The organism is Peribacillus sp. NPDC096379, from assembly GCF_044762875.1.
Lineage (GTDB): Bacteria > Bacillota > Bacilli > Bacillales > DSM-1321 > Peribacillus.
On record NZ_JBIWFD010000002.1, the window covers coordinates 1 to 26,126 of the forward strand.

Genomic DNA, 26,126 nt, shown 5'->3' on the forward strand with positions numbered 1-26,126 from the left:
AACCCTGTAGCTGAAACTTCGTTCCCTCCTGAGTGGATCCTGAGTACGGCGGGACACGAGAAATCCCGTCGGAAGCAGGGAGGACCATCTCCCAAGGCTAAATACTACCTAGTGACCGATAGTGAACCAGTACCGTGAGGGAAAGGTGAAAAGCACCCCGGAAGGGGAGTGAAATAGATCCTGAAACCGTGTGCCTACAAGTAGTTAGAGCCCGTTAATGGGTGATAGCGTGCCTTTTGTAGAATGAACCGGCGAGTTACGATTTCATGCAAGGTTAAGTTGATAAGACGGAGCCGCAGCGAAAGCGAGTCTGAATAGGGCGCATGAGTATGAGGTCGTAGACCCGAAACCAGGTGATCTACCCATGTCCAGGGTGAAGTTCAGGTAACACTGAATGGAGGCCCGAACCCACGTACGTTGAAAAGTGCGGGGATGAGGTGTGGGTAGCGGAGAAATTCCAATCGAACCTGGAGATAGCTGGTTCTCTCCGAAATAGCTTTAGGGCTAGCCTCGAGATGAGAGTATTGGAGGTAGAGCACTGATTGGACTAGGGGCCCCCAACGGGTTACCGAATTCAGTCAAACTCCGAATGCCAAATACTTATTCTCGGGAGTCAGACTGCGAGTGATAAGATCCGTAGTCAAGAGGGAAACAGCCCAGACCACCAGCTAAGGTCCCCAAGTTTACGTTAAGTGGAAAAGGATGTGGAGTTGCTTAGACAACCAGGATGTTGGCTCAGAAGCAGCCATCATTTAAAGAGTGCGTAATAGCTCACTGGTCGAGTGACTCTGCGCCGAAAATGTACCGGGGCTAAACGTAACACCGAAGCTGTGGATGGATACCGTATGGTATCCGTGGTAGGAGAGCGTTCTAAGGGCGTTGAAGCTAGACCGGAAGGACTGGTGGAGCGCTTAGAAGTGAGAATGCCGGTATGAGTAGCGAAAGAAGGGTGAGAATCCCTTCCACCGAATGCCTAAGGTTTCCTGAGGAAGGCTCGTCCGCTCAGGGTTAGTCGGGACCTAAGCCGAGGCTGAAAAGCGTAGGCGATGGACAACAGGTTGATATTCCTGTACCACCTATACATCGTTTGAGCGATGGGGGGACGCAGAAGGATAGGGTAAGCGCGCTGTTGGATATGCGCGTCCAAGCAGTTAGGCCGGAAACGAGGAAAATCCCGTTTCCATCAAGGCGGAGCTGTGATGGCGAGGGAAATATAGTACCGAAGTTCCTGATTCCACGCTGCCAAGAAAAGCCTCTAGTGAGATGTAGGGTGCCCGTACCGCAAACCGACACAGGTAGGCGAGGAGAGAATCCTAAGGTGTGCGAGAGAACTCTCGTTAAGGAACTCGGCAAAATGACCCCGTAACTTCGGGAGAAGGGGTGCTTTTTAGGGTGAATAGCCCGGAAAAGCCGCAGTGAATAGGCCCAGGCGACTGTTTAGCAAAAACACAGGTCTCTGCGAAGCCGCAAGGCGAAGTATAGGGGCTGACGCCTGCCCGGTGCTGGAAGGTTAAGAGGAGAGGTTAGCCGCAAGGCGAAGCTTTGAATTGAAGCCCCAGTAAACGGCGGCCGTAACTATAACGGTCCTAAGGTAGCGAAATTCCTTGTCGGGTAAGTTCCGACCCGCACGAAAGGCGTAACGATCTGGGCACTGTCTCAACGAGAGACTCGGTGAAATTATAGTACCTGTGAAGATGCAGGTTACCCGCGACAGGACGGAAAGACCCCGTGGAGCTTTACTGCAGCCTGATATTGAATTTTGGTACAGCTTGTACAGGATAGGTAGGAGCCTGTGAAGCCGGAGCGCTAGCTTCGGTCGAGGCGTCGGTGGGATACTACCCTGGCTGTATTGAAATTCTAACCCGCGCCCCTTATCGGGGCGGGAGACAGTGTCAGGCGGGCAGTTTGACTGGGGCGGTCGCCTCCTAAAATGTAACGGAGGCGCCCAAAGGTTCCCTCAGAATGGTTGGAAATCATTCGTAGAGTGTAAAGGCACAAGGGAGCTTGACTGCGAGACCTACAAGTCGAGCAGGGACGAAAGTCGGGCTTAGTGATCCGGTGGTTCCGCATGGAAGGGCCATCGCTCAACGGATAAAAGCTACCCCGGGGATAACAGGCTTATCTCCCCCAAGAGTCCACATCGACGGGGAGGTTTGGCACCTCGATGTCGGCTCATCGCATCCTGGGGCTGTAGTCGGTCCCAAGGGTTGGGCTGTTCGCCCATTAAAGCGGTACGCGAGCTGGGTTCAGAACGTCGTGAGACAGTTCGGTCCCTATCCGTCGTGGGCGCAGGAAATTTGAGAGGAGCTGTCCTTAGTACGAGAGGACCGGGATGGACGCACCGCTGGTGTACCAGTTGTTCTGCCAAGAGCATCGCTGGGTAGCTACGTGCGGACGGGATAAATGCTGAAAGCATCTAAGCATGAAGCCCCCCTCAAGATGAGATTTCCCATAGCGTAAGCTAGTAAGATCCCTGAAAGATGATCAGGTTGATAGGTCAGAGGTGGAAGCGTGGCGACATGTGGAGCTGACTGATACTAATCGATCGAGGACTTAACCTTATTGTTCTTGAAAAAAGCAAAAACCCTTCTTATTATCTAGTTTTGAAGGAATGAAAAAATATTATTGACTTTATTTAAAAGTATGATATAATAATAAATGTCTTTCAGAAAAAATGTCTGGTAATGATGGCAAAGAGGTCACACCCGTTCCCATTCCGAACACGGAAGTTAAGTTCTTTTGCGCCGATGGTAGTTGGGGGTTTCCCCCTGTGAGAGTAGGACGTTGCCAGGCAGTTTTTTAAAACCACATTATATTATTCCGCAGTAGCTCAGTGGTAGAGCATTCGGCTGTTAACCGAACGGTCGTAGGTTCGAGTCCTACCTGCGGAGCCATATGGAGAGCTGTCCGAGTGGCCGAAGGAGCACGATTGGAAATCGTGTAGACGGGTAACCCTGTCTCAAGGGTTCAAATCCCTTGCTCTCCGCCATTCTAAATAATGTGGCCCCTTGGTCAAGCGGTTAAGACACCGCCCTTTCACGGCGGTAACACGGGTTCGAATCCCGTAGGGGTCACCATATAAATAACGGAGGATTAGCTCAGCTGGGAGAGCATCTGCCTTACAAGCAGAGGGTCGGCGGTTCGATCCCGTCATCCTCCACCATTATTTTCATCATTTCTATTATCGCGGGGTGGAGCAGTTCGGTAGCTCGTCGGGCTCATAACCCGAAGGTCGCAGGTTCAAATCCTGTCCCCGCAATCTGGTCCGGTAGTTCAGTTGGTTAGAATGCCTGCCTGTCACGCAGGAGGTCGCGGGTTCGAGTCCCGTCCGGACCGCCATTTTATTTAGTAGTTAAACAAGCTTGTTGTTAATATAAATTAACCGGCTCAGTAGCTCAGTCGGTAGAGCAAAGGACTGAAAATCCTTGTGTCGGCGGTTCGATTCCGTCCTGAGCCATCAGTAACTTAATATGGAGGGGTAGCGAAGTGGCTAAACGCGGCGGACTGTAAATCCGCTCCTTCGGGTTCGGCAGTTCGAATCTGCCCCCCTCCACCATTAATTATAGGGGTATAGTTTAAAGGTAGAACAAAGGTCTCCAAAACCTTCGGTGTGGGTTCAATTCCTACTACCCCTGCCAACTTAAAAATTCATCTACATCATGGCGGTTGTGGCGAAGTGGTTAACGCACCTGATTGTGGTTCAGGCATTCGTGGGTTCGATTCCCATCAGTCGCCCCATTTTTAAACATAATGAATTGATTATTGAATATATATGTAACAATGGGCTATAGCCAAGCGGTAAGGCAACGGATTTTGATTCCGTCATGCGAAGGTTCGAATCCTTCTAGCCCAGCCATATGCGGAAGTAGTTCAGTGGTAGAATACAACCTTGCCAAGGTTGGGGTCGCGGGTTCGAATCCCGTCTTCCGCTCCAAAAGATGGCGGCATAGCCAAGCGGTAAGGCAGAGGTCTGCAAAACCTTTATCACCGGTTCAATTCCGGTTGCCGCCTCCATAAAGTTTTTGCCGGTGTGGCGGAATAGGCAGACGCGCACGACTCAAAATCGTGTTCCGTAAGGAGTGCCGGTTCGACCCCGGCCACCGGTATCAAATGGTCGAGTTAAAGAAAATACACTAGAAAAAGAGTTCTCACATTTTGTGGGAACTCTTTTTCGATTCTTCATAAATAGCAAAAATAGTGTCTTAATACAGGAAACCTTTGATAATGTAGGATTTTTTCTTATTACGCAAACGGACCAGATTGTGGAACAATACCCTCAAAGAAATTTTAATATCTAAATTAAAATTTAGAAGAGTTTGTGTGTGGGGACTTATTCTATTGGAGGTTAGTTTAATAAGAAAGGTAATTTAACACAGGGTTAAATTACCCCGTGTTAAATTACTTCTGTTTATCTAACGCTAACTTTAACCCTTTTTGATAATATTGATTCTTCATTTCTTCAGGAACCATGCTACCACCAGTCCCCCAAATAATATGTGTACCCTTACTCATCTTTTCTGTTAAACTATGCTTCTGTAAATAATCGATGCCCTCTGTACATAATTTACTTGGTCCTATCATGCCTGCTAGTGCAGAAGGTTCTAAATGAAGCCCCTCTGTATCGACTAATTCTTTTAGCAACTTATACAACTGTTCATCACTAACCGTATAATTACCACTTAAAAAAGGCTCAATAGTTTTACCGACAAACCCAGATGGCTTTCCTACAGCAAGTCCATCCGCGTCTGTTACATTATCGATACCAAGATCTTGTACAGAAACTTTATCATGAAGTCCAGTCATTAAACCGAGTAACATGCATGGTGAGTGGGTAGGTTCTGCAAAGAAGCAGTGAACATGGTCTTGATACAATAATTTCAATCCAAAAGCTACGCCACCAGGGCCGCCACCTACTCCACATGGAAGGTAAACAAACAAAGGATGATTTTCATCAATTGTTATCTCTAGCTCTTCTAATTGTTTCTTCAATCGAGATGCAGCTACTGCATATCCTAAAAATAGGTCGTGAGAATTTTCATCATCCACAAAATAACATGTTGGATCACTATCTGCTTGGATTCGACCTTCCTCTACAGCTTTACTATAATCAGCTTCATATTCAATAACTTTGACATTTTTGCTTCTAAGCAAGTCTTTTTTCCACTGTTTTGCATCAGCTGACATATGAACAGAAACATTAAAACCTAACTTTGCACTGATGATGCCAATACTAAGTCCTAAATTTCCAGTCGAGCCTACTGCGATTGAATATTGTGAGAAGAAAGTTCGAAACCTATCACTATCTAAGATCGAATAATCATCATGAATCGTTAATAATTGATGTTGAAAAGCTAATTCTTCTGCATGTTTGAGAATTTCATAAATCCCGCCTCTTGCTTTAATAGATCCTGATATAGGAAGGTGACTATCACATTTTAGTAATAATTCGCCTAATATAGGCTGTTGATACTCCCGTTCTAAGGATTGTTTCATCGAAGGAATTCTTACTAAAGGAGATTCTATGATACCATTCGATTCTTTTGTTTCAGGGAAAACCTTGGCGATATATGGGGCAAAACGTTTCAACCTTTCTTCTGCATCTCTTACATCTTCTTGAGTAAGGGGGGATTTTTTAATTCCCGATTGAAATTTTTCGACGTTTGGATTGAGCCAAAATACTTCATCCATCGAAATGAGCTTATTTAGTAAAGGATATTGGTCTTTCCATGTTTGTAATTCCTGGATTTCAATCTCTTTCATTTGTATGATCCTCCTAATTATCTTGTAGCAAGTTATTTTATGAATTATAATTAAATAAACTTAAATACAGTTTAACACACACTTAACTATATGTTAATTAATATTAACTTTATTTAAATTAAATTTAACATATTATGAAGGAGTATCGATTATGGAAAATATAGATATTGGTAAGAAAGTTGAAAAATATAGAAAAGCTAAAGGATTGAGTAGTAGAGAGTTAGCAAAATTAGCTGATATTACACCTTCAATGCTAAGCCAAATTGAACGTGGATTGGCAAATCCTTCTATTCAAACCTTAAAGGTCTTAGCTAAAACCCTAAATGTTCCAACTTTTAGTTTTTTACTTGAAGAAACAATTACGGAGGATTTAATCGTTAGGTCCAGTAAACGTAAGAAAATGATCATCGATAATTTGTCTTATGAGTTATTATCGCCGAATTTTACGGGGAATTTAACAACAGCGATTATGAATGTACCTTCGAATACTTCTTCATCCGAAAATCTTCTAGAACATAAAGGAGAAGAAGTAGCATTTATTTTGGAAGGAAAAATTAAGGTGTATTTGGGTGAAGAAGAATATCTATTAGAAGCTGGTGATAGCGTGAAAATACCAGCAAATTTGAAACATAAATGGGAAAATAATTTTAGTCAAAAGGCAATTGTATTATTTTCAGTTACCCCACCTGCGTTTTAATGGGAATAGGTTATTCTAGAGAATCATAGTTATCTTGAAAGGCTGAAGTTTTTTTGAGGGATGGGTTTTAATTTGAATCGAAGGGGAAGGGTATGGAACCGGTCATATTAATGAACCAGAAAGTACGGAAAGGGCTTCACTTCCTAATTTTTGGCTGGCGATTGTACCACTCGTACTTGTAACCTTATGCAATTATTTGTTTAGCCGTAGCGGAATTTCCGTTAAGAACTGGTACGATCAAACCGTATTAGCAGACACATTTAATATAGCTAATGTTAGTACAGTTACTTCTTCTTGGTCATTGATTGTTGCTTTAACAATTTGGGGACTGGCAGCGATGCTTTTAAATGTTAAACGGATTAAAGTAAAGCTGGCAAGCGGATTAACAGCTGCTGCAATGGGTTCATTGCTAGCTATTTTTAACACAGCATCTGAAGTTGGGTTTGGGAATGTAGTCCAAACATTACCTGGTTTTAAAGTAATTCAAGACTCAGTTTTCAATGCTAGTAGCTAGTAGCAACCCACTCGTCTCTGAAGCGATTGCTGTAAACGTTCTTGCAAGTATTACCGGTTCTGCTTCTGGCGGATTGTCCATCGCTTTGGAAGTAATGGGAAGTCACTATTTGCAATTGGCACAAAATCTTGGCATTTCGCCTGAGATGCTACACAGGATTGCTTCCATGGCTTCCAGTGGAATGGATACACTTCCACATAATGGCGCAGTTATCACACTACTTGCCATCACAGGGCTAACACATCGTCAATCTTATAAAGATATTTTTGTCATTACGATTTTGAAAACAGCGGCCGCATTTATTCTTGCATTTTTAGTATCATTATTTAGCTAAAGAATACGAAAGAATGGGGATGGGAAAATGGGGAAAGTTCTATCATCATTAGACGAAGTCATTCAACAAATTGAGGATGGCGCGACAATCGTTGTTGGTGGCTTTGGCTTATGTGGAATTCCAGAAAAATTAATTACGAGTTTACGAGATAAGGGAGTAAAAGATTTAACAATAGTCAGCAATAATTGTGGTGTCGACGACTGGGGACTAGGTTTGCTTTTGGAAAATAAACAAATAAAAAAAATGGTCGCTTCTTATGTAGGCGAAAATAAATTGTTTGAACAACAATTTTTAAGCGGCGAACTTGAGGTAGAACTTGTTCCTCAAGGTACACTTGCTGAACGCCTACGAGCAGGAGGAGCAGGAATTCCCGCTTTTTATACAGCTACTGGGGTAGGGACAGAGGTCGCTAAAGGGAAAGAGCATAAAGAGTTTGATGGCAAAACATATATTATGGAAAAAGGAATTGTTGGCGATTTCGCGTTTGTGAAGGCGTGGAAAGCAGATCCATTTGGCAATCTTGTTTATCGGAAAACGGCTAGAAACTTTAATCCCGTAGTCGCCACAGCTGGGAAAGTGACAATCGCAGAGGTTGAAGAAATAGTTGGAATCGGTGAACTGAATCCGGATGAAGTTCATACGTCTGGCGTGTACGTTCAAAAAGTTTTCGTTGGTGATAATTATGAGAAACGAATTGAAAGGCTTACAACAGCTAATGCATAAAGGGGAGGGGTTGTTATGACTGGAAGAAAACGTATTCTAGAACGTGCAGTTAAAGAATTACGAGATGGAATGTGTGTGAATTTAGGAATCGGGATGCCAACCTTAATCGCTAATATGATTCCGGAAGATGTCGATGTCATGTTGCAATCAGAAAATGGCTTACTGGGAATTGGTGCTTATCCGAAAGATATCGAAGTAGACCCAGATTTAATTAATGCCGGAAAAGAAACGGTCACAGCAAAAGCAGGTGCTTCCTATTTCGACAGCGCAGAATCGTTTTCGATGATTCGCGGTGGTCATATTGATCTTGCTATTCTTGGCGGGATGGAAGTTGCCGAGAATGGCGACTTGGCAAACTGGATGATCCCAGGGAAAATGGTAAAAGGAATGGGTGGCGCAATGGACTTAGTGCAGGGTGCTAAACGAATAGTCGTGATTATGGACCATGTGAATAAGCATGGAGAATCTAAAGTTAAGAAGGCTTGTACATTGCCACTAACCGGTCAAGGCGTCGTTCATTGCTTGATCACGGACTTAGCGGTGTTCCATTTCTCGGAATCAGGAATGGAATTGGTGGAGCTACAAAAAGGGGTTACCCTTGATGAAGTAAAAGCGAAAACGGAAGCGGATTTTGTGGTGAGTGAAACTCTTTCGGTAAATAATTAATCTGGAGTTTTAGCTTCATGATAGCAAAAGAGGGAGAAGCGAAGGCTTTTTTCTCTTTTGGATTTTTGTTAGAAAATATTACCGAACTTTCCGATAAGTTTTTGAATACCCAATACAAACTGATAATATTGTTTAAGAAAAACTTGCCTCATACATAAATTTCGTAAAAAAGAATGAAACTAGTCATTCATATTAGGACTCTTTTTTCTCTTTTCATCCTAGCCAAAGGTGTATATGATAGAGTTATACATAATTTGAACTAGGAGCTGTTGAAGTTGATTAAAGCGATCTTTTTTGATTTGGATGATACCCTTTTATGGGACCAAAAAAGTATAAGTGAAGCGTTTAAAGCTACTTGCGAGTTTGCTGTAGAGAAGTATGAAGTAGATGCTTTGCAATTAGAGGAAGCAGTGCGAGAAGAAGCGAGGAAGCTTTACGCATCGTATGAGACCTATTCTTTTACACAAATGATTGGCATTAACCCGTTTGAAGGATTGTGGGGAGATTTCGGTGATGAGGGGATCGAATTTGGTAAGATGAAGGAGTTTGCACCTGCTTACCGCCGAGATTCTTGGACTAGGGGCTTAAAGTCGCTTGGGATCAATGATGAAGAATTTGGTGCTGAATTAGCGGAACGCTTCCCCAAAGAGCGGAAAAAGCGGCCTTTTCTTTATGACGAAACGTTCCAGGTATTGGATGAGCTACATGATAAATATCGTTTATTATTGCTGACAAATGGTTCACCAGAATTACAAAATACGAAACTAGCTATTACACCTGAGCTTGCTCCATATTTTGACCATATTGTTATTTCGGGAGGATTCGGAAAAGGGAAGCCTGACGTATCCATTTTCGAACATGCATTAGAACGGATGGATGTGAGTAAGGATGAAGTCTTAATGGTTGGCGATAATTTAATGACAGACATCCTCGGAGCATCCCGCTTAGGCATTCAGTCCGTTTGGATTAATCGTCATGAGAAAGAACGAAATGAGGTTATTCCAACTTATGAGATTACACATTTAGAAGAGTTGTATCCCATTTTGCAGTCTTTGAAATAAAAGAATCAATTGCATGAAAAAGTTCTCCTATGGGGGACTTTTTCAATTTCACGAAAGCCCCGTAGAATTTTTTGAAAAAAGAGTTGCAAAAATCATGAAAGAAATATATAATTAATTTTATCGATAAGGAAACGCAAATTTCGACAAATTACATGCGGGTGTAGTTTAGTGGTAAAACCTCAGCCTTCCAAGCTGATGATGAGAGTTCGATTCTCTTCACCCGCTCCATACATAGCTACTAACGCAGTGTTTCGTTACATAGAGAACGAGGCATTGCGTTTTTTTATGTTTACCAAGGATTTGATCGCATTATGAGGTTAGGTCCTTTTTGAGTGGAAGTTATTTGACCTTTTCCAAATAGATAATACAACCTTGCTAATTTATATCGTGTGCAAAAGCATGACGTACATCCATTGACAAGAATATAAAAAAAGTGTAAATTTTAAACAACTACTTTGCATAATCAAGTAGTTACTTTTTTAGCAAGCTATCTTGCTTAATCAATTAGTGATTTTCCAAACAATTAAACGTAATTGGCGTAGTTTTTTTCTGATCACTATCTTGTTTAACCAAATAGATATTGAAGGATGGTGTATATGTCGATAAGAAGTCAATTATTAAAAGGGATTTTAGATGGATGTGTATTGGCAGTGATCGAGAAAGAGACTGCTTATGGGTATGAACTTTCACAAAAACTGCAAAATATTGGGTTAAAGGATGTAAGTGAAGGGACGATTTATCCTGTTTTACTAAGACTTCAAAAGAATGGATTAATTAGAGGAGAGATGAGACCATCTGATTTTGGACCTAATCGAAAATATTATTTTTTAACTTCTGCTGGACAAGAAGCTTTATCCACCATTATTGAGGAGTGGAAACAAATATCTGATCCAGTGAATGAATTATTAAAAGGAAGGTGAGTAAGGAATGGAGGCAAGAAATATGTTATCAGCTAAAAGTGAAACCTTTATTGATAATCTAAGACTTTATCTTATGACTTCAGGAAAAAATGAAAGTGAGATAAAAGAATTGATAGAGGAATTAAGGGGTCATCTCATTGAAACACAAAAAAACGGAAGAAGTATCGATGAAATCATTGATGGTACCCCAGAACAATATATGGTTTCATTAAAAAGAGAAATGAAAACTGATTATAAAAGTCTTATAAAAAATCTGCCGTTCTATTTTACAGGAGTCATTGCTTACTTAATAATGGGGCCTGCCATTAAAGGAGAATTTGAACTAAATATGGTTCAAGTTATTGGGTTTCCCATTTTCGCCGTGATCGGACTTCTTGTTTACGTGTTCTTTTTACAACAGTCAGGGAAAAAGCAATTCTCAAACAAAAAGTTTTTCCTTGTAGGAATTATTGCAAGTTCAAGTGTGACTGCACTTTTTATCATTCTATTGGTGGGAAGTGGACTTATTGTCGAACCTTTCTACAAAGGGAGCACGACAATCAACTGGATCGTCGTGGTCATCTGCACTTGTATTTTTGTTTCTTGCGCTATCTGGAGCAAAGTATGGTTTCCTATTTGGATACCAGCAATATTATTCATCCCAGATCTCCTTTACCGTTTTTCAAATTTAACGGATGAAACGATTCTCATTATTGGTTTTGTATCCATTATTCTTATCTTTGTTTTAATGATTTTAAGTCTTGTCATAACAGAAAGATATAGGGTAAAAGTCTAATGGTTGTCCTCCATAGTCAGTACCAACTATAGACTGGGATTATATTAGTTCTTTTCAATAGGATTTATAGTTTGATGTGTAACTTGTAATGGTTTGTTCAAATCTTAATCCTTCGAAGGAATAGAAACTGGATCGATTGGATGAGAATGAATGGTGTATAGTAACTTAACTTCTTATTTGTAAGCTCTAAAATTTCGTCAGTTCCATCAATTCTAAACGGTACATGCATATGTAGCCGTTCATATTAGCAGAAACGGGGTAGTAAAATGAAAGCATTAATCTTTGAGTCGTTTGGTGGTCCAGAGGTATTACACTATAAAGAGATATCAGACCCATCCATTAAGAAAGGGGAAATATTGGTGCGAATGAAGGCGATAGGATTGAACTTCGCTGATGTTTACAGAAGGAAGGGGAATTATCATTTAGCAGGTCTGCCACCCTATATTTTAGGCTATGAAGGTTCTGGTATTGTCGAAGAGGTAGGTGTGGGGATTACCGATATTAAAGTTGGTGACCGAATTGCATTTGCGGATGTGCCGTTTGCCAATGCAGAATTGGTTGCTGTTCCTGTTGAAAAAGCCATTTTGTTACCAGATGCTATTTCTTTTGAAACGGCATCAAGTGTTTTACTTCAAGGGTTAACGGCTCATTATTTAACAAAGGATAGTTTTGAAGTCAAAGCAGGAAACTCTGTTCTTGTTCACGCGGCAGCAGGAGGTGTCGGACAACTACTTGTTCAGATCGCTAAACTGCTTGGCGGGCAGGTTATTGGATTAACCTCTTCAACAATAAAGGCGGAGGCAGCGTATTTAGCTGGGGCGGATCATGTATTCCTATATGATGAAAAATGGTATGAAAAAGTAAAAGAAGTGACAAATGGTCGAGGAGTGGACGTCGTTTATGAGTCCGTGGGTTCGACTTTAGGAGACAGTTTTGAAGCAACAAAAATCGGTGGTACGATTGTGTTTTATGGCATGGCAGGTGGCGATCCTGCTCCAGTTGATCCACGTATGCTGATGGATACTTCAAAAACCCTAACTGGTGGAGACCTTTGGAATGTTCTAACTTCTTATGAAGAAAGGAATACACGCTCAGGACAATTATTTAACTGGATTATCGATGGAAAACTAGTACTGAAAGAACCGACTACATTCGCTTTAAAGGATGGCGCAAAAGCACATAAATTACTGGAAAGCCGAAAAAGCACAGGGAAAATCTTATTGATTCCATAAAAATCATGAGAGTTTATTGATCCTAAAAACTTTCTTTATGAGTAATCGCGCCTTTTGTATGATTTAGTTATGGGATTGCAGCATCAGCTTTTTTAAATACCTCAGTACAAAAACACCGTCCGATGATTTGGACGGTGTTTAGAGTCTTCAAAATTACTCTAACTGTAAGGAAGAGGGTCTATTTAACGATTGTATAAACCCCTTCACCGCCATGAACTTGTAGAAACATCTTCATTAATGATTGTGTCAGCTTATCTGCCTCATCTAGTGAAGTGGAGGGCTTTAGATAAATGATTTGTAGGGCAGAAGTTGTTGTTTCCGTTACCTTGGTACGCTCTGAATCAACGAAAGGACTGCCGAAAGGTCCATTTTTGTCGGCTGATGTAATCATATCTTTCATGGAATTCCTGCGACCATTTAACCCATCGTATTGATCGGTTTCTGCGCCAATTTTTAGCGTGACATCTCCCTCTATTTGGTCGAGGGTATATATACCAATTGGCACCTCGTATTGTAGAGAAAAGAAATTGTTTAAGTCGATGGCGGAATGGATAGGCTGTATGTAATTTTGTTTGCTTATTCGGCGATACAGGGCTTCAACAGACGGTCGGTAGCGTGATGGGTTTGTTCCAGTTGCTTTGAATGTTTGACGCCATTCTGTAATTCCAGAAAGATCACTTAATTCTTTGTCTTGAAGATCAAAGAAGATCGATTCCTGAAATAGCTGGAGCCTGCCTTTGACCATTTGCGGCGAGTCACCTACTACAATATTGTTATAAAAAATAATACCCGCTTTAAAATTAGGAATTTTATCACGAAGTATGGAGTCAATCTGAACTTCCAAACCTTTCACCTCCAAAAATGGTTGGATATAGTTTATCATAGATGAGAAGGGTTTAAGAAGGAGTATGCTCCTTTTAGTTAGTTGATAGGAGTGAATGATGTGGATATAGATGCATTTAAGCAAGAAGTGATTCAATATAGTAAGGAAATTGGCATAGATAAGATTGGTTTTACAACGGCTTCAACGTTTCAGGAAATGAAGAATTTACTTATTCGCCAGCAGGAATTAAATTACCAATCGGGCTTTGAAGAGCCAGATATCAATAAAAGAGTGGATCCAACGTTGATTTTCAATGAACCGAGATCGATTATTTCGATTGCGCTTGCTTATCCTTCGAAAATGAAGAATGCACCGCAAAGTAAGAAAGGTGAACGTCGTGGGATTTTTTGCCGAGCTTCATGGGGACAGGATTATCATGTTGTTCTACGTAAGAAACTACAACTACTTGAGGATTTTATTAAGGAAAAAATACCAGGAGCCATGGCGAAATCAATGGTTGATACTGGTGAACTAGTTGACAGAGCCGTTGCAGAGCGTGCTGGGATTGGTTGGAGTGGAAAGAACTGTGCAATTATCACTCCTGAATTTGGTTCGTATGTTTATTTAGGGGATATGATTACAAACATCCCTTTTGCACCAGATCAACCGATTGAGGATCAATGTGGCACATGTAATAAATGTGTGGACGTATGTCCGACAGGTGCACTCGTTCAAGGAGGACAGCTGAATGCGAAGCGTTGTATTGCATTTTTGACGCAAACAAAAGGATTTTTACCAGATGAATTCCGGACAAAAATCGGCAATCGGTTGTATGGTTGTGATACATGTCAGACTGTTTGTCCGAAAAATAAAGGCATGGATTTTCACTTTCATGAAGAAATGGAGCCTGATCCAGAGTTGGCTAAGCCGTTATTGAAGCCGCTCCTTACAATTTCAAACCGCGAGTTTAAGGAGAAATACGGCTCCGCATCAGGATCTTGGCGAGGCAAAAAGCCGATTCAACGAAATGCGATTTTAGCGTTAGCTCATTTTAAAGATGAGACTGCACTGCCAGATTTGATAGCCGTTATGAAAGAAGATCCACGACCTGTCATACGCGGGACAGCTGCATGGGCAATTGGTAAAATCGGTGGGGATGAGACGGTACCCTTGCTTAAAGAAGCACGTGAAAAAGAGACGGACGAAGAAGTACTAGCAGAAATTGATAAAGGTCTTCGTTTTAGTACGATAACTGAGTAATGGAGGTTCGACCTTTCGTGAGGAATTGCGGGGGTCAGCCTTTTTTTGTGTTTTTACTGAAGTTTTATACATATATCTTATCATATGGGTTTATTCCTATTTCAAATGTGTAAGAACATCAGGGAAATTATAGAGGTAAAATAGTAGATAAATCCCTGATTCATTCATCTGTATAAACCACGTTTTTCGGGTTAAGATCCCAACTGATGGAAGTTTCACTTTAAGAGGAGGGATTCGTTTGAAACTTCAGCTAAAAGCGATTGTGCAGAAGCGGATTGAACAATATATTGGAAAGTCGCGTGAAGAGGTAGAAGGAAAACTCTTACGTAAACAAAACTTATTTAAACAACGGGAAGCAGAAATTGTCCATGTTAAGGCAACTGGCCAAGTGCTATCGAGGCATGAGAAGCAGAATGAAACCGAATTAGATTATCAGCTCCATCTTCAATATTTTATTAAACAGGGAGACACTTTCTTCATTGAAGAAGAAACAGAAGATAGAAGAGTTACGTTTCAAGATGGAAGAGTGGTCAGTGATTATGAAAATGAAAGAATATATGGTCAGAATCGGGAAGAACGCGAAATCGATGTCGTTGCAGAAAGAATGGATTATACGTACGATCGCTTGAAGGCCGTAAAATATGCAGAAAGATGGTGGAATGATTTCAATCCAGCTTATCCTAAGTTTACGGATGATTGTTCAAGTTTTATCTCACAATGCCTTCATGCTGGAGGAATTCCGATGTGGGGAAGTCCGAATCGAAATAAGGGATGGTGGATGTCAGGAAAGAGTTGGAGCTTTAGCTGGACGGTTGCAAATGCATTGCAGCAGCTACTTGCAGGAGGAAAGGGAATTAGGACAAAGCAAGTTCGTACGGCTGAACAATTGAATGTGGGGGATATTATTTGTATTGATTTTGAAGGAGACGGCCGATTTAATCATTCGTTGATGGTGACGGCTAAGGATGAATACGGAATGCCGCTTGTGAATGCACATACCACAAACAGTCGACATCGTTATTGGACTTATGAAGATTCAAGCGCCTATACGCCTAATATTGTTTACAAGTTTTACAAAATCCTTGATGGAAGCTGATGATGAGGCACAAGGTACATTTAGTGATATAATATGGATTGAAGTTTATACTAGAGGTGAACAGAACGTGGCAATACATGTCGTTTTATATCAACCAGAAATTCCGGCGAATACCGGAAATATCGCAAGAACCTGCGCGGCAACTGATACGAAGTTGCATTTAATTCGTCCGCTTGGATTTTCCACAGACGATAAAGCTTTGAAAAGGGCCGGACTAGATTATTGGCATCATGTTGATATTCAATATTATGATTCTTTGGATGAGTTTTTTGAACAAAATGAGGGCGGCGATTTCTATTATCTGTCCAAATTTGGAGAAAAACCACATACTAGCTTTGATTACAGCAATCAAGAGCGTGAAATTTATTTCTTGTTTGGCCGAGAGACAACCGGGTTACCTAAGGATTTAATCCAACAGCAAAAAGACCGCTGTCTTCGTATTCCGATGACTGGAAATGTTCGCTCATTGAACCTTTCTAACACGGCTGCCATTCTCGTTTATGAAGCGTTAAGACAGCAAAATTACCGGGAGCTCGATTTGAAGCTAGAAGATTGACTTAAAAGTACATGTTCAAAAAGGAGGATAAAAGAGCGGGAAAGTTGTGCGAGCGCATCTCGAGAACCTTTCGCGTATGTAGTAATGCGTGAGGATCAGAGACAGAGCTTTGGTGCAATTCGCAAGCTTTTTTACCGGACTTGTTGAACATCATTTAAAAGGGCCGGTTTAAAAGCTGAGCCCTTTTTTACTAAGCTCTGTTAGATGAAGCTGTTGATTATTGGCTCATTTTTCTCTTGCCGATGAAACGGTGGTTTCACATGCTTCAAATAAAAATTATTTTATCATCGATTTGGGTGAATAAAGCTTTACCAAATGAACTTACATGAGGGTGAATAGGGTATGAATGAAATTATTGCAAAGATAATGGATCATCGTTCCATTCGATCATTTCAAGACAAGCTATTAACGTCCGAACAGATTGAAGCAATTGTCCAATCTGCCAAAGCAGCTTCTACTTCAAGCTTTGTACAAGCGTATTCGATTATCGGGATTACGGATCCTGTGAAAAAAGCGGCGTTGGCAGAACTTTCCGGTCCGCAGTCTTATGTGGAACATAATGGACACCTATTTATATTTTGTGCAGATTTGCATCGCCTTGAGATTGTAGCGGAAATGGAAGAAATGGATTTATCTGTGCCGTTAGAAAGTACGGAAAAATTCATGGTTGCGACCATTGATGCTGCACTTGCCGCCCAAAATGCTGCTTTAGCTGCGGAATCGATGGAACTTGGTATTTGCTATATTGGCGGCATTCGCAATCATTTACCTGAAGTAATAAAGCTTCTCAATATTCCATCCAAAGTCATCCCATTATTCGGTATGGCTGTCGGGTATCCAATGGGGAAAAGTGAAAAAAAGCCACGTCTACCCATTGAAAATGTGTATCATGAAAATGAGTATCAGCCTGATAAAGAGGAATTTATTGCTCAATTGGAGAATTATAATGATACGATTTCCGGGTATTACCGAAAACGGACGAATGCCGTTCGGAAAGATACATGGACAAGACAAATGGTCGGGATGATTACGAAAAAAAGCAGAATGTATATGAAGGATTTTATAGAACGTCAAGGCTTGAACAAACGATAAAGTAAAACTTTCATCAGGGGGTTATTATTTTTTGTAAGCGGGATAAATATGAGCTACCCGTACAAATGTAACGAAACCTTTTTTTAAATAGTGTTTTGAGTAGAGCCATACACATTTATGAATCGTTCTATTTTCTGTGTTCAGAATGAGGCGATGAAGATGAAATAGTTGACATAGAAATCGAAGACAAAGCCGTAGCGATCATTCTAAAAAAGGATGTCCCATATGAGACATCCTTTTTTAGAATGATCGCTACATTTTAAGTAAAACACTTATTAATTCTACCCCATTTAAACTTTGCCACGTGTTTTCTCTTACTTTTTCACAAATGGTTTGTCATTGTATCCAGCTGTGAAAATTGCGACTAAAAATGTCACCATGACCGCAAGAACAATTACCGTTCCCATTATGTACCCCCCTCTAAACCGAATTCTTCCAATATTGCGTATAAAGGTAGTATACCCCAATTTTTCAACGTTGTGAACGTTAATGGAGGGAATTTTTTGAATAGTACATGGGGCGTTTCCGAATTGCTTTTTCATTTCGTCTGAACTTTTGTACATGTTTGTCAGATTCGGTGCATAGATTAAAGTATTCATCTCTGATAGGTAACAAGGGGAGGTTGCTAAAGATGGACATTTTAGGAAAGATTGCGAGATTTAGAGAAGAAGAGCACAAGTTGAAATGGGAAGGCACCTTCGCGGAATATTTGGAGATTGTCAAAGAACAATCATGGGTTGCGCAATCTGCACATTCACGTGTATATAACATGATCAGAGATGCTGGTATAGAAGAAGTTAATGGAACACGGAAGTATAATTTTTTTAGTGGTCAATTATTTGGATTAGAGGAGTCGCTTGAACGCCTTGTAGAAGAGTATTTCCATCCGGCTGCAAAACGATTAGATGTGAGAAAAAGGATTTTACTCCTGATGGGACCGGTATCGGGGGGGAAATCGACGCTCGTTTCAGCACTGAAGCGAGGATTAGAATCGTATTCACTTAAAGATACAGGTGCTATTTATGCAATAAAAGGCTGTCCAATGCATGAAGATCCACTTCATTTAATTCCACAAAATTTACGCCAAGACTTCTTTGATGAATATGGTATTCGCATTGAAGGGAATTTGTCTCCACTGAATTTAATGAGGCTTGAGCAGGAGTATGGAAATAGAATTGAAGATGTGATCGTTGAGCGGGTATTCCTTTCCGAAGATAAACGGGTAGGCATTGGAACATTCAGTCCATCTGACCCGAAATCTCAAGATATTGCTGACTTAACAGGAAGCATTGATTTCTCGACGATTGCTGAGTTTGGATCGGAGTCTGATCCACGTGCATACCGATTTGATGGTGAGTTAAATAAAGCAAACCGAGGGATGATGGAATTTCAAGAAATGCTGAAGTGTGATGAGAAATTTCTCTGGCATTTACTTTCGCTTACACAGGAAGGGAATTTTAAAGCAGGTAGATTTGCACTGATTTCTGCTGATGAACTCATTGTAGCCCATACAAATGAAACCGAGTACAAATCATTCATTTCAAATAAGAAAAATGAAGCCCTGCATTCACGAATCATCGTTATGCCAATTCCATACAATTTAAAAGTAACAGAAGAAGAAAAGATTTATGAAAAGATGATTAACGAAAGCGATGTCCATAATGTTCATATCGCGCCACATACATTAAAAGTAGCAGCGATGTTCAGTATTCTGACCAGGATGAAGGATCCGAAAAAAGGAGATATCGATTTAATTAAGAAAATGCGTCTCTATGATGGTGAAAACGTGGAAGGCTTCAATTCAGCGGATATTAATGAGCTGAAAAAAGAGCATCAGGATGAAGGGATGAGCGGAATTGACCCACGATATGTGATCAACCGCATTTCTTCGACGATTATTCGCAAAGAAAACCCATCGATCAATGCACTTGATGTACTTCGTTCTTTGAAAGAGGGGCTTGACCAACATCCTTCGATTACAGCTGAGCTACGTGAAAGATATTTAAATTTTATTTCACTTGCCCGCAAGGAATATGACGCGATTGCGAAAAATGAAGTTCAAAAAGCATTCGTGTATTCATATGAAGAATCGGCGAAAACATTAATGGATAATTATCTCGATAATGTCGAAGCATACTGCAATAAATCGAGACTGCGCGATCCATTAACTGGTGAAGAGATTTCTCCAGATGAAAAGTTGATGCGTTCGATTGAAGAACAAATTGGAATTTCAGAAAATGCGAAGAAGGCGTTCCGTGAAGAAATTTTAATTCGAATTTCGGCTTACGCTAGAAAAGGAAAACGGTTTGACTATAATTCACATGACCGTCTGCGTGAAGCCATTCAAAAGAAACTATTTGCTGATTTAAAAGATGTTGTCAAAATTACAACATCTTCGAAAACACCAGATGAGAGCCAATTGAAGAAAGTGAATGAAGTAGTGGCAAGGCTAATCGAAGAGCATGGCTACAATTCTACATCTGCAAATGAATTGCTCCAGTATGTTGGCAGTCTATTGAATCGATAATTTATAGAAGGGGTCTGACTTCAGTTTGAGAGGTCAGATCCCTTTTTGCTTCGGACAAGTCATACTATTCAATTATGTTAAATGAACTTTATATTTAGAAGCTTGTACAGTTTAAAGGTATTTACCTATTTTAAAAATTTTTTTGTAAATTATTGCGTGTCCTTGCATAGGATAGAGTAATACAATCTTTTACGAAAATAATTTGCAAAGTCTATGGAGTTTCACTTTATAGTATTAGGGTTATAAAGATTTCCGCACTACCGTATCATATGCAAGGAGATAAAGGATGGTTCGAGAATTTATTAGAAATAAGAAGACTAATTCATAGAATATTGGTGTATAGCACGATACACGATCATGATTGCGATGATTGTACGGACTTCGATATTTGCAAAAAGAGTGTGGCAGAAATAGACAAAGTTTCATAAAGTCGCCTGTGTGTCAACGGCCAGAGATCACAAGTTAATCTGTCAAGAAAATCATAAAGTGATCTTTATACCTGCTCATATTGTTCTTGTCGCCGATAAGCAGGCGCATTATGCTTTGCTATTAAGGGGGGAAAGTGTATGACGAAAGAGAATAATCATCAGTTTGCAATTTCACAGGAGGATTGGTCCCTCCACCGAAAAGGTTTTGATGATCAACAAAGACATCAGGAAAAGGTGCAAGAAGCGATCAAGAATAATCTTCCGGATTTAATTTCTGAGGAAAGTATTATCATGTCTAATGGAAAAGACGTCGTGAAAATCCCCATTCGTTCATTGGATGAATATAAGATCCGTTATAACTATGATAAAAATAAGCATGTAGGTCAAGGTGATGGAGAAAGTCGAGTTGGAGATGTAGTGGCAAGAGATGGATCATCGGAAAAAGGACCAGGTAAAGGTCAGGGAGCAGGGGACTCGGCAGGAGAGGATTATTATGAGGCGGAAGTAACCATGCTTGAAATTGAAGAGGCATTGTTTAGTCAGCTAGAACTTCCAAATTTACAGCGCAAAGAAAGGGATGATAACACAGTAGAGGATATTGAATTTAATGATATTAGAAAAACGGGTTTGATGGGAAATATCGATAAGAAAAAAACGATGATCTCTGCATTTAAACGAAATGCCTTAAGTGGTGATCCAGGTTTTCATCCGATTTATAAAGAAGACTATAAATTTAAAACCTGGAATGAAATCGAAAAGCCGGACTCTAAAGCAGTCGTTTTAGCGATGATGGATACGTCAGGAAGTATGGGACTCTGGGAAAAGTATATGGCTCGTAGCTTCTTCTTCTGGATGAATCGCTTTCTCCGGACGAAATATGAATCTGTTGAAATAGAATTTATTGCTCACCATACAGAAGCCAAGGTCGTTTCAGAAGAAGATTTCTTTTCAAAAGGAGAAAGCGGTGGTACGATTTGCTCATCCGTCTATCGCAAAGCTTTAGAGCTCGTTGACACAAAATACGCCCCTGATAGATTCAATATCTACCCATTTCATTTCTCAGACGGTGACAATCTTACCTCTGATAACGCCCGCTGTGTAAAACTCGTCGAAGAACTCATGAAGGTATCTAATATGTTCGGTTATGGAGAGGTCAACCAATACAATCGCCACTCAACTCTTATGACAGCCTACAAAAATATAAGCAACGAAAAGTTTCGCCATTATATTTTAAAACAAAAATCTGATGTTTTTCACGCGATGAAGAGCTTTTTTAAAAATGAAGAAACGCAAATACATGCTTAATTAGGGCAAACGCAGAACAAGATTTCTTGGTCTGCGTTTATTTGTTATGATGGGGTGGAGTATAAAAATTTAAAGAATACACAGTATGCCATGTATTGGGCAAGAATGAGAAATGGGTGAAAAAGATTGAACGATTCACATACAGATTTTCAAATTTCTTTGCAAAATATCGAATTTCTTGCACCTAGAGTAAACAAAGGAATTAAGATCATCCTTGTTATAAATGGTGAATTAAAAATTGAAACCAATAGTCGTTTTTATCATTTGGAAGAAAAAGACTTGCTTGTTATTAATCGCAATCAGCTTTATCAGGTCCAAGGAAGTGAAAGTAATAGCACGCTTTCCTTAACTATCTCGGATGCCTTTATGGATCATCATTACGCGGAGTATCGGAATCGTCGATTTGAATGTTATTCTCGAGAAATCGATATGGGAAGAGATGACATGATTCAATCCATTCGAAGGTTGCTTGCAAATGTGATGGTCAGCCATTATAGACAAGAAGAAAGCTATAAGATCGAGATTTATGGAAATATCATGCAAATACTTCTGATCCTCATCCGTCGTTTCAAAGAAGAGGGTAGTGTCTTTGAAAGGGCAGATACGGACAACTTACGATTATCCAAGATGATTGACTATATGGAAAAGAATTATGAGCAGATGATTACTTTAGAAAAGGTAGCTGAGAAATTTTATCTTTCTACGAGCTATCTATCCCGCTATTTTAAACAAAAAATGGGGATGGGGTTCAGCCGTTTTTTAATGAATATCAGGCTTAAACATAGCATGAAGGATTTACTATATACGTCTGATTCCATTTCGCAAATTGCCATGAACAATGGATTTCCCAATTCTAAGTCTTTCTCTAGCCTTTTTAAAGAAGTATACGAAATAACCCCTCATGCTTATCGGGAAAAACATGGGATACAAACAGAAGATTCTGTTCAAAGCTATAGCATTGAGGATGCTGCGATGCTGATTCGTTCACCAGAAATAGTTGCGAATTTAAGCAGTCTGCTGATGGAAGATCAAAAGTCGTATTCTCACACTGAGACACGTTTTGATAAGCTGTCAATCAACTTGTCCAAGCCGTTATCGTTGAAATTAAATTGTCCAGATCACATTCTTAATATTGGAGAAATCGTCGAATTATTAAAGGAAGATGTTCAATCTCAAGTACTGGCAGTGAAACAAGATTTACAGCTTCGGTATATTGGAGTTCATCATCTACTCAGCCGCACAGTGATTCCTCCAGAGGTAGAAACAGATGAAGCGATTGCGACGACCTCTCCATATTTTAATATTGATCGTGCACTAGAATTTCTAAAAAAGTATGATTTGGCTCTATTCGTACGGATTGATTATAAGGATATTTCAAGGAATGAAGATCGTTATTTTACTAAGCTCACTCAATTCATGAGGCATTGTTTGCAAATATACGGAGAAGAGTTTGTTAAACACTGGCATGTTATGTTTTATGAGTCGTATTCTACAGGTGTCGAAGCGAAAGAGCTTCAAAGAATCTATCTAAAATTACACGGAGTACTGAAAAAGTATATTGGGTCGATTCGTGTTGGGGTCTATATGCCGTTTTCTTTCCACAAAGAAAAAACAAGTGATCATCATATATGGCAATTAGGATGCAGTGAGTACATAGATTTTATCGGCTACAGTGCGAACCAAAATGAGTTTATTGACTTTGAAGAAATGGTAGATGACTCGTTCCAATTAGCGAAGGATTATATTAAAGAAAAAACAAGTAAGGTGAAGCGGTATTTAAAGAAAAACCATTTAGAAAAACCGCTTCATCTCGTATCATGGAATACGTTGTCTGGGAATACCCGATTTACAAACGGCACTTTTTTTCGGGGAGCTTTAGTCTTAAAAAACGTTTTGGATATCGCGAATGACGTGGAATCGGTCGGATTCTGGATTAACACAGAAGTCCATGAAGAGGAGGGGAGCGATCAGCGTTTTCGAATGGACGGCTTAGAATTATTCCATTATTTTAACGGAAAGCGTCCTGCTTATTTTGCCATGATGTTCTTAAAACGTCTTCATGGCGAAGTTGTGGCACACGGTTCAGATTACGTGATGACGCAAAATGAGCGAGGTTTTCAATTGGTATTGATGAATTGTACAATTGTTAATCCTTATTTCTCACTCGAAGAGACAATCCTTCAAAAACTTAATAAAGATATTCGCATTACTATTTCTGGATTACAAACTGGCGAATATCAAATACGTAAACAAGTGTTTGACAAAGAACATGGAGCTTTATATACGAAATGGTGGAACTTAAACAGTAACCATGGAATGGATGCCGAAATTATTGATTATATCATCAATTCCAGCCGTCCTTCTTTGGAATTATTTGATGAAACGATTGATGGAAATTGGTCATTTTATTCCTACTTGACGAGCAACGCAATTCACTTTTTTGATATTCGAAAAACGTATCAATAAATAAAAGGATCAGACCACCAGCAAAAGAATATGGGGTCTGATCCTTTTTTGCTTTTAAAAAACATCTTTAATTAATAGATGGTAAAAAATCAACCCTCTTTTTTTTACCTGATTCGAGACGAGGTTTAATATTTCACTCAAAATGGTATGAAACAACATAAGGATTGACTCTACTGATTTATCTATATTTTTTATAATGAATGTAGAGAAAATAAACATAAGGTTCCTGTTAAGATTTGTTCTAATAGATTATTTCCACAAATTAAAGCTATTATGGATATTATTTCTATTGTGAAAACTTTACCCTATGCAAATGATAGAGGTAAGTAATCATTTAATCTTTAGACAATCTGATAGAAATCTAATCAAAACATCAGGAGGTTCACCATGGAAACAAATTATAAAGGCACAAATAAATTGATTATTGGTATTGTTTTCGGGGTTATCACGTTTTGGCTGTTTGCTCAATCAATGGTCAATGTCGTTCCGGCCGTTCAATCAGATTTAGGGATTTCACTTGGAACAATAAACATAGCCATTAGTTTATCTGCCTTGTTCTCAGGCATGTTTATCGTTGCTGCTGGTGGCTTTGCAGATAAGATTGGGCGTAAAAAAATCACGTATGTAGGGTTAATTTTAAGCGTTATCGGCTCCTTGCTGATTGTTATAACACAAGGAGCAGCATTGTTGATTATCGGACGTATACTTATAGGGATTTCAGCAGCATGTATTATGCCAGCAACAATTGCGTTAGTAAAAGATTATTATGAGGGGGCTGATCGACAACGAGCCCTCAGTTACTGGTCCATCGGTTCTTGGGGTGGCTCAGGTGTTTGTTCACTTGCTGGTGGAGCAATAGCAACATATATGGGCTGGCGATGGATTTTCATCTTTTCTATTATCTTCGCACTTCTTGCGATGTGGCTTATAAAAGATACTCCAGAAAGTAAAGCAGAATCAACAGGTGCTTTTAAATTTGACTATTCTGGATTAGGTATTTTTATTATTACGATGCTTGCTTTAAACTTGTTTATTACTCGCGGTGCGGATTGGGGCTGGACAAGCGCTTTAACTTTAATTTGTGCAGTGGTCGCAATCATAGGGATCATTGTATTCGTTAAGGTGGAATTAAAGAAATCGATTGCATTGATTGACTTCTCTTTATTTAAAAATAAACCATACGCAGGAGCCACATACTCCAACTTCTTGTTAAATGCAATTGCTGGAACACTTGTTGTAGCGAATACGTATGTTCAAGTCGCTCGCGGATTTACGGCCTTTCAATCAGGCATGCTATCAATCGGTTATTTAGTAGCAGTGCTTGCGATGATTCGTGTCGGTGAGAAAATTTTACAAAAATCAGGCGCAAAGTCTCCAATGATTTGGGGGGCTTTAATAACTACAATTGGTGTAGCTCTGATGGGATTAACATTCTTACCCGGTATTACCTATACAGTTGTCGTATTTATTGGGTTTGCTTTGTTCGGTCTTGGACTTGGAATTTATGCAACGCCATCTACAGATACATCTGTATCTAATTCACCTTCTGATAAAGTTGGGGCAGCGGCTGGGGTTTACAAAATGGCAAGTTCACTCGGTTCGGCGTTCGGCGTTGCGATTTCTGCGTCTGTTTACGGTGCCATTGCGGCTACTAGTAGTGTTGAATTAGCTGCAACAGGAGGGATAATTGTCAACGTAATCTTCGGTATACTTTCCATCATCTCGATTATTTTTATGGTTCCTAGTGATGCTGGAAAAACATCCAATGAGCCATCACCTCGATCAAGAAAAAATACTGGTCAACCACATCCTAGTCATTAAAGAAACACGTTGGGGAGAAGTCTTCTCTCCTAATATTTCACTTGGAACATCGAGTGGGGGAAGATTAATT

Annotated in this window: 18 protein-coding genes, 15 tRNA genes, 2 rRNA genes and 1 pseudogene; 34 read left to right on the forward strand and 2 right to left on the reverse strand. The window is 40.0% G+C overall.

Translation table 11 applies throughout. The features are described from left to right. The 16 genes from ACIQZI_RS09040 to ACIQZI_RS09115 form a co-directional block, all read left to right on the forward strand. Positions 1-2,561 (forward strand): 23S ribosomal RNA (locus tag ACIQZI_RS09040); the annotation flags it as partial. A 116-nt stretch (positions 2,562-2,677) separates the two neighbouring features. Then, positions 2,678-2,793, forward strand: a 5S ribosomal RNA gene (gene rrf, locus ACIQZI_RS09045). Positions 2,794-2,819: 26 nt separating this feature from the next. Further along, positions 2,820-2,894: transfer RNA gene (locus ACIQZI_RS09050), tRNA-Asn, on the forward strand. 3 nt (positions 2,895-2,897) lie between these two features. Continuing rightward, positions 2,898-2,989: transfer RNA gene (locus tag ACIQZI_RS09055), tRNA-Ser, on the forward strand. 13 nt (positions 2,990-3,002) lie between these two features. Next, positions 3,003-3,077: transfer RNA gene (locus ACIQZI_RS09060), tRNA-Glu, on the forward strand. Positions 3,078-3,087: 10 nt separating this feature from the next. Further along, positions 3,088-3,163 (forward strand) — tRNA-Val (locus ACIQZI_RS09065). Positions 3,164-3,185: 22 nt separating this feature from the next. Further along, positions 3,186-3,259: transfer RNA gene (locus ACIQZI_RS09070), tRNA-Met, on the forward strand. 3 nt (positions 3,260-3,262) lie between these two features. Then, positions 3,263-3,339, forward strand: a tRNA-Asp gene (locus tag ACIQZI_RS09075). A 45-nt stretch (positions 3,340-3,384) separates the two neighbouring features. Continuing rightward, a tRNA-Phe gene (locus ACIQZI_RS09080) sits at positions 3,385-3,457 on the forward strand. A gap of 15 nt (positions 3,458-3,472) precedes the next feature. Next, a tRNA-Tyr gene (locus ACIQZI_RS09085) sits at positions 3,473-3,556 on the forward strand. A gap of 8 nt (positions 3,557-3,564) precedes the next feature. Beyond that, positions 3,565-3,638, forward strand: a tRNA-Trp gene (locus ACIQZI_RS09090). 24 nt (positions 3,639-3,662) lie between these two features. After that, a tRNA-His gene (locus ACIQZI_RS09095) sits at positions 3,663-3,738 on the forward strand. 43 nt (positions 3,739-3,781) lie between these two features. Next, a tRNA-Gln gene (locus tag ACIQZI_RS09100) sits at positions 3,782-3,856 on the forward strand. 3 nt (positions 3,857-3,859) lie between these two features. After that, positions 3,860-3,934: transfer RNA gene (locus tag ACIQZI_RS09105), tRNA-Gly, on the forward strand. 6 nt (positions 3,935-3,940) lie between these two features. Further along, a tRNA-Cys gene (locus tag ACIQZI_RS09110) sits at positions 3,941-4,014 on the forward strand. Between the two features lie 10 nt (positions 4,015-4,024). After that, a tRNA-Leu gene (locus tag ACIQZI_RS09115) sits at positions 4,025-4,106 on the forward strand. Positions 4,107-4,398: 292 nt separating this feature from the next. Here ACIQZI_RS09115 and ACIQZI_RS09120 read toward each other — a convergent pair. Next, positions 4,399-5,760: a D-serine ammonia-lyase gene (locus tag ACIQZI_RS09120; protein WP_403072221.1), complete on the reverse strand. Its 1,362-nt coding sequence runs from the start codon at positions 5,758-5,760 to the stop codon at positions 4,399-4,401. A 151-nt stretch (positions 5,761-5,911) separates the two neighbouring features. Between ACIQZI_RS09120 and ACIQZI_RS09125 the strand changes: the two genes are divergently transcribed. The 10 genes and pseudogenes from ACIQZI_RS09125 to ACIQZI_RS09170 all read left to right on the forward strand — a co-directional run bounded on the left by ACIQZI_RS09125 (position 5,912) and on the right by ACIQZI_RS09170 (position 12,682). Next, positions 5,912-6,457, forward strand: a complete 546-nt coding sequence (locus ACIQZI_RS09125) for a helix-turn-helix domain-containing protein (protein ID WP_403072224.1) — start codon at positions 5,912-5,914, stop codon at positions 6,455-6,457. 82 nt (positions 6,458-6,539) lie between these two features. Continuing rightward, positions 6,540-7,305 (forward strand): annotated as a pseudogene (locus ACIQZI_RS09130) (GntP family permease); the annotation flags it as partial. 27 nt (positions 7,306-7,332) lie between these two features. Next, positions 7,333-8,028, forward strand: a complete 696-nt coding sequence (locus ACIQZI_RS09135; RefSeq protein ID WP_403072227.1) for a CoA transferase subunit A — start codon at positions 7,333-7,335, stop codon at positions 8,026-8,028. A gap of 15 nt (positions 8,029-8,043) precedes the next feature. Continuing rightward, positions 8,044-8,694 (forward strand): 3-oxoacid CoA-transferase subunit B, encoded by a 651-nt coding sequence (locus ACIQZI_RS09140; protein ID WP_062182866.1) that lies wholly within the window; start codon positions 8,044-8,046, stop codon positions 8,692-8,694. A gap of 17 nt (positions 8,695-8,711) precedes the next feature. Next, entirely contained in the window at positions 8,712-8,852 is a 141-nt protein-coding gene (locus tag ACIQZI_RS09145) for a hypothetical protein (protein WP_403072231.1), read from the forward strand. 117 nt (positions 8,853-8,969) lie between these two features. Next, complete coding sequence (locus ACIQZI_RS09150) at positions 8,970-9,755, forward strand: HAD family hydrolase (RefSeq protein WP_403072234.1); 786 nt, start codon at positions 8,970-8,972, stop codon at positions 9,753-9,755. Between the two features lie 154 nt (positions 9,756-9,909). Next, positions 9,910-9,983: transfer RNA gene (locus ACIQZI_RS09155), tRNA-Gly, on the forward strand. Positions 9,984-10,351: 368 nt separating this feature from the next. Beyond that, on the forward strand, positions 10,352-10,675 hold the full coding sequence (locus tag ACIQZI_RS09160) for a PadR family transcriptional regulator (RefSeq protein WP_403072237.1): 324 nt from the start codon (positions 10,352-10,354) through the stop codon (positions 10,673-10,675). Between the two features lie 7 nt (positions 10,676-10,682). Next, positions 10,683-11,450: an HAAS domain-containing protein gene (locus ACIQZI_RS09165; RefSeq protein WP_403072240.1), complete on the forward strand. Its 768-nt coding sequence runs from the start codon at positions 10,683-10,685 to the stop codon at positions 11,448-11,450. Positions 11,451-11,716: 266 nt separating this feature from the next. Continuing rightward, positions 11,717-12,682, forward strand: coding sequence for a quinone oxidoreductase family protein (locus tag ACIQZI_RS09170; RefSeq protein WP_403072243.1), 966 nt, complete (start codon positions 11,717-11,719; stop codon positions 12,680-12,682). A 178-nt stretch (positions 12,683-12,860) separates the two neighbouring features. On the opposite strand, the gene ACIQZI_RS09175 is transcribed toward ACIQZI_RS09170, so the two are convergent. Further along, positions 12,861-13,526: a B3/B4 domain-containing protein gene (locus ACIQZI_RS09175; RefSeq protein WP_403072246.1), complete on the reverse strand. Its 666-nt coding sequence runs from the start codon at positions 13,524-13,526 to the stop codon at positions 12,861-12,863. Positions 13,527-13,625: 99 nt separating this feature from the next. Here ACIQZI_RS09175 and queG point away from each other — a divergent pair, with 99 nt between their 5' ends. The 8 genes from queG (at position 13,626) to ACIQZI_RS09215 (ending at position 26,056) form a co-directional block, all read left to right on the forward strand. After that, positions 13,626-14,765 (forward strand): tRNA epoxyqueuosine(34) reductase QueG, encoded by a 1,140-nt coding sequence (gene queG / locus ACIQZI_RS09180; RefSeq protein WP_403072249.1) that lies wholly within the window; start codon positions 13,626-13,628, stop codon positions 14,763-14,765. A gap of 238 nt (positions 14,766-15,003) precedes the next feature. Next, the gene (locus ACIQZI_RS09185) at positions 15,004-15,861 is read left to right on the forward strand and encodes an amidase domain-containing protein (RefSeq protein ID WP_062182850.1); all 858 of its coding nucleotides are present in this window, start codon (positions 15,004-15,006) and stop codon (positions 15,859-15,861) included. A 67-nt stretch (positions 15,862-15,928) separates the two neighbouring features. After that, on the forward strand, positions 15,929-16,417 hold the full coding sequence (gene trmL, locus ACIQZI_RS09190) for a tRNA (uridine(34)/cytosine(34)/5-carboxymethylaminomethyluridine(34)-2'-O)-methyltransferase TrmL (protein WP_403073954.1): 489 nt from the start codon (positions 15,929-15,931) through the stop codon (positions 16,415-16,417). A 342-nt stretch (positions 16,418-16,759) separates the two neighbouring features. Then, positions 16,760-17,509: an oxygen-insensitive NADPH nitroreductase gene (nfsA, locus tag ACIQZI_RS09195; protein ID WP_062182844.1), complete on the forward strand. Its 750-nt coding sequence runs from the start codon at positions 16,760-16,762 to the stop codon at positions 17,507-17,509. Positions 17,510-18,140: 631 nt separating this feature from the next. Beyond that, positions 18,141-20,036 carry a PrkA family serine protein kinase gene (locus ACIQZI_RS09200; RefSeq protein ID WP_062182841.1) on the forward strand — a complete coding sequence of 632 codons (1,896 nt, stop codon included), beginning with the start codon at positions 18,141-18,143 and terminating at the stop codon, positions 20,034-20,036. A gap of 566 nt (positions 20,037-20,602) precedes the next feature. Beyond that, on the forward strand, positions 20,603-21,769 hold the full coding sequence (gene yhbH, locus ACIQZI_RS09205) for a sporulation protein YhbH (RefSeq protein ID WP_403072255.1): 1,167 nt from the start codon (positions 20,603-20,605) through the stop codon (positions 21,767-21,769). A gap of 126 nt (positions 21,770-21,895) precedes the next feature. Further along, positions 21,896-24,235, forward strand: a complete 2,340-nt coding sequence (locus tag ACIQZI_RS09210; protein WP_403072258.1) for a helix-turn-helix domain-containing protein — start codon at positions 21,896-21,898, stop codon at positions 24,233-24,235. Between the two features lie 387 nt (positions 24,236-24,622). After that, positions 24,623-26,056 (forward strand): MFS transporter, encoded by a 1,434-nt coding sequence (locus tag ACIQZI_RS09215; RefSeq protein WP_403072261.1) that lies wholly within the window; start codon positions 24,623-24,625, stop codon positions 26,054-26,056. Positions 26,057-26,126 lie beyond the last annotated feature (70 nt).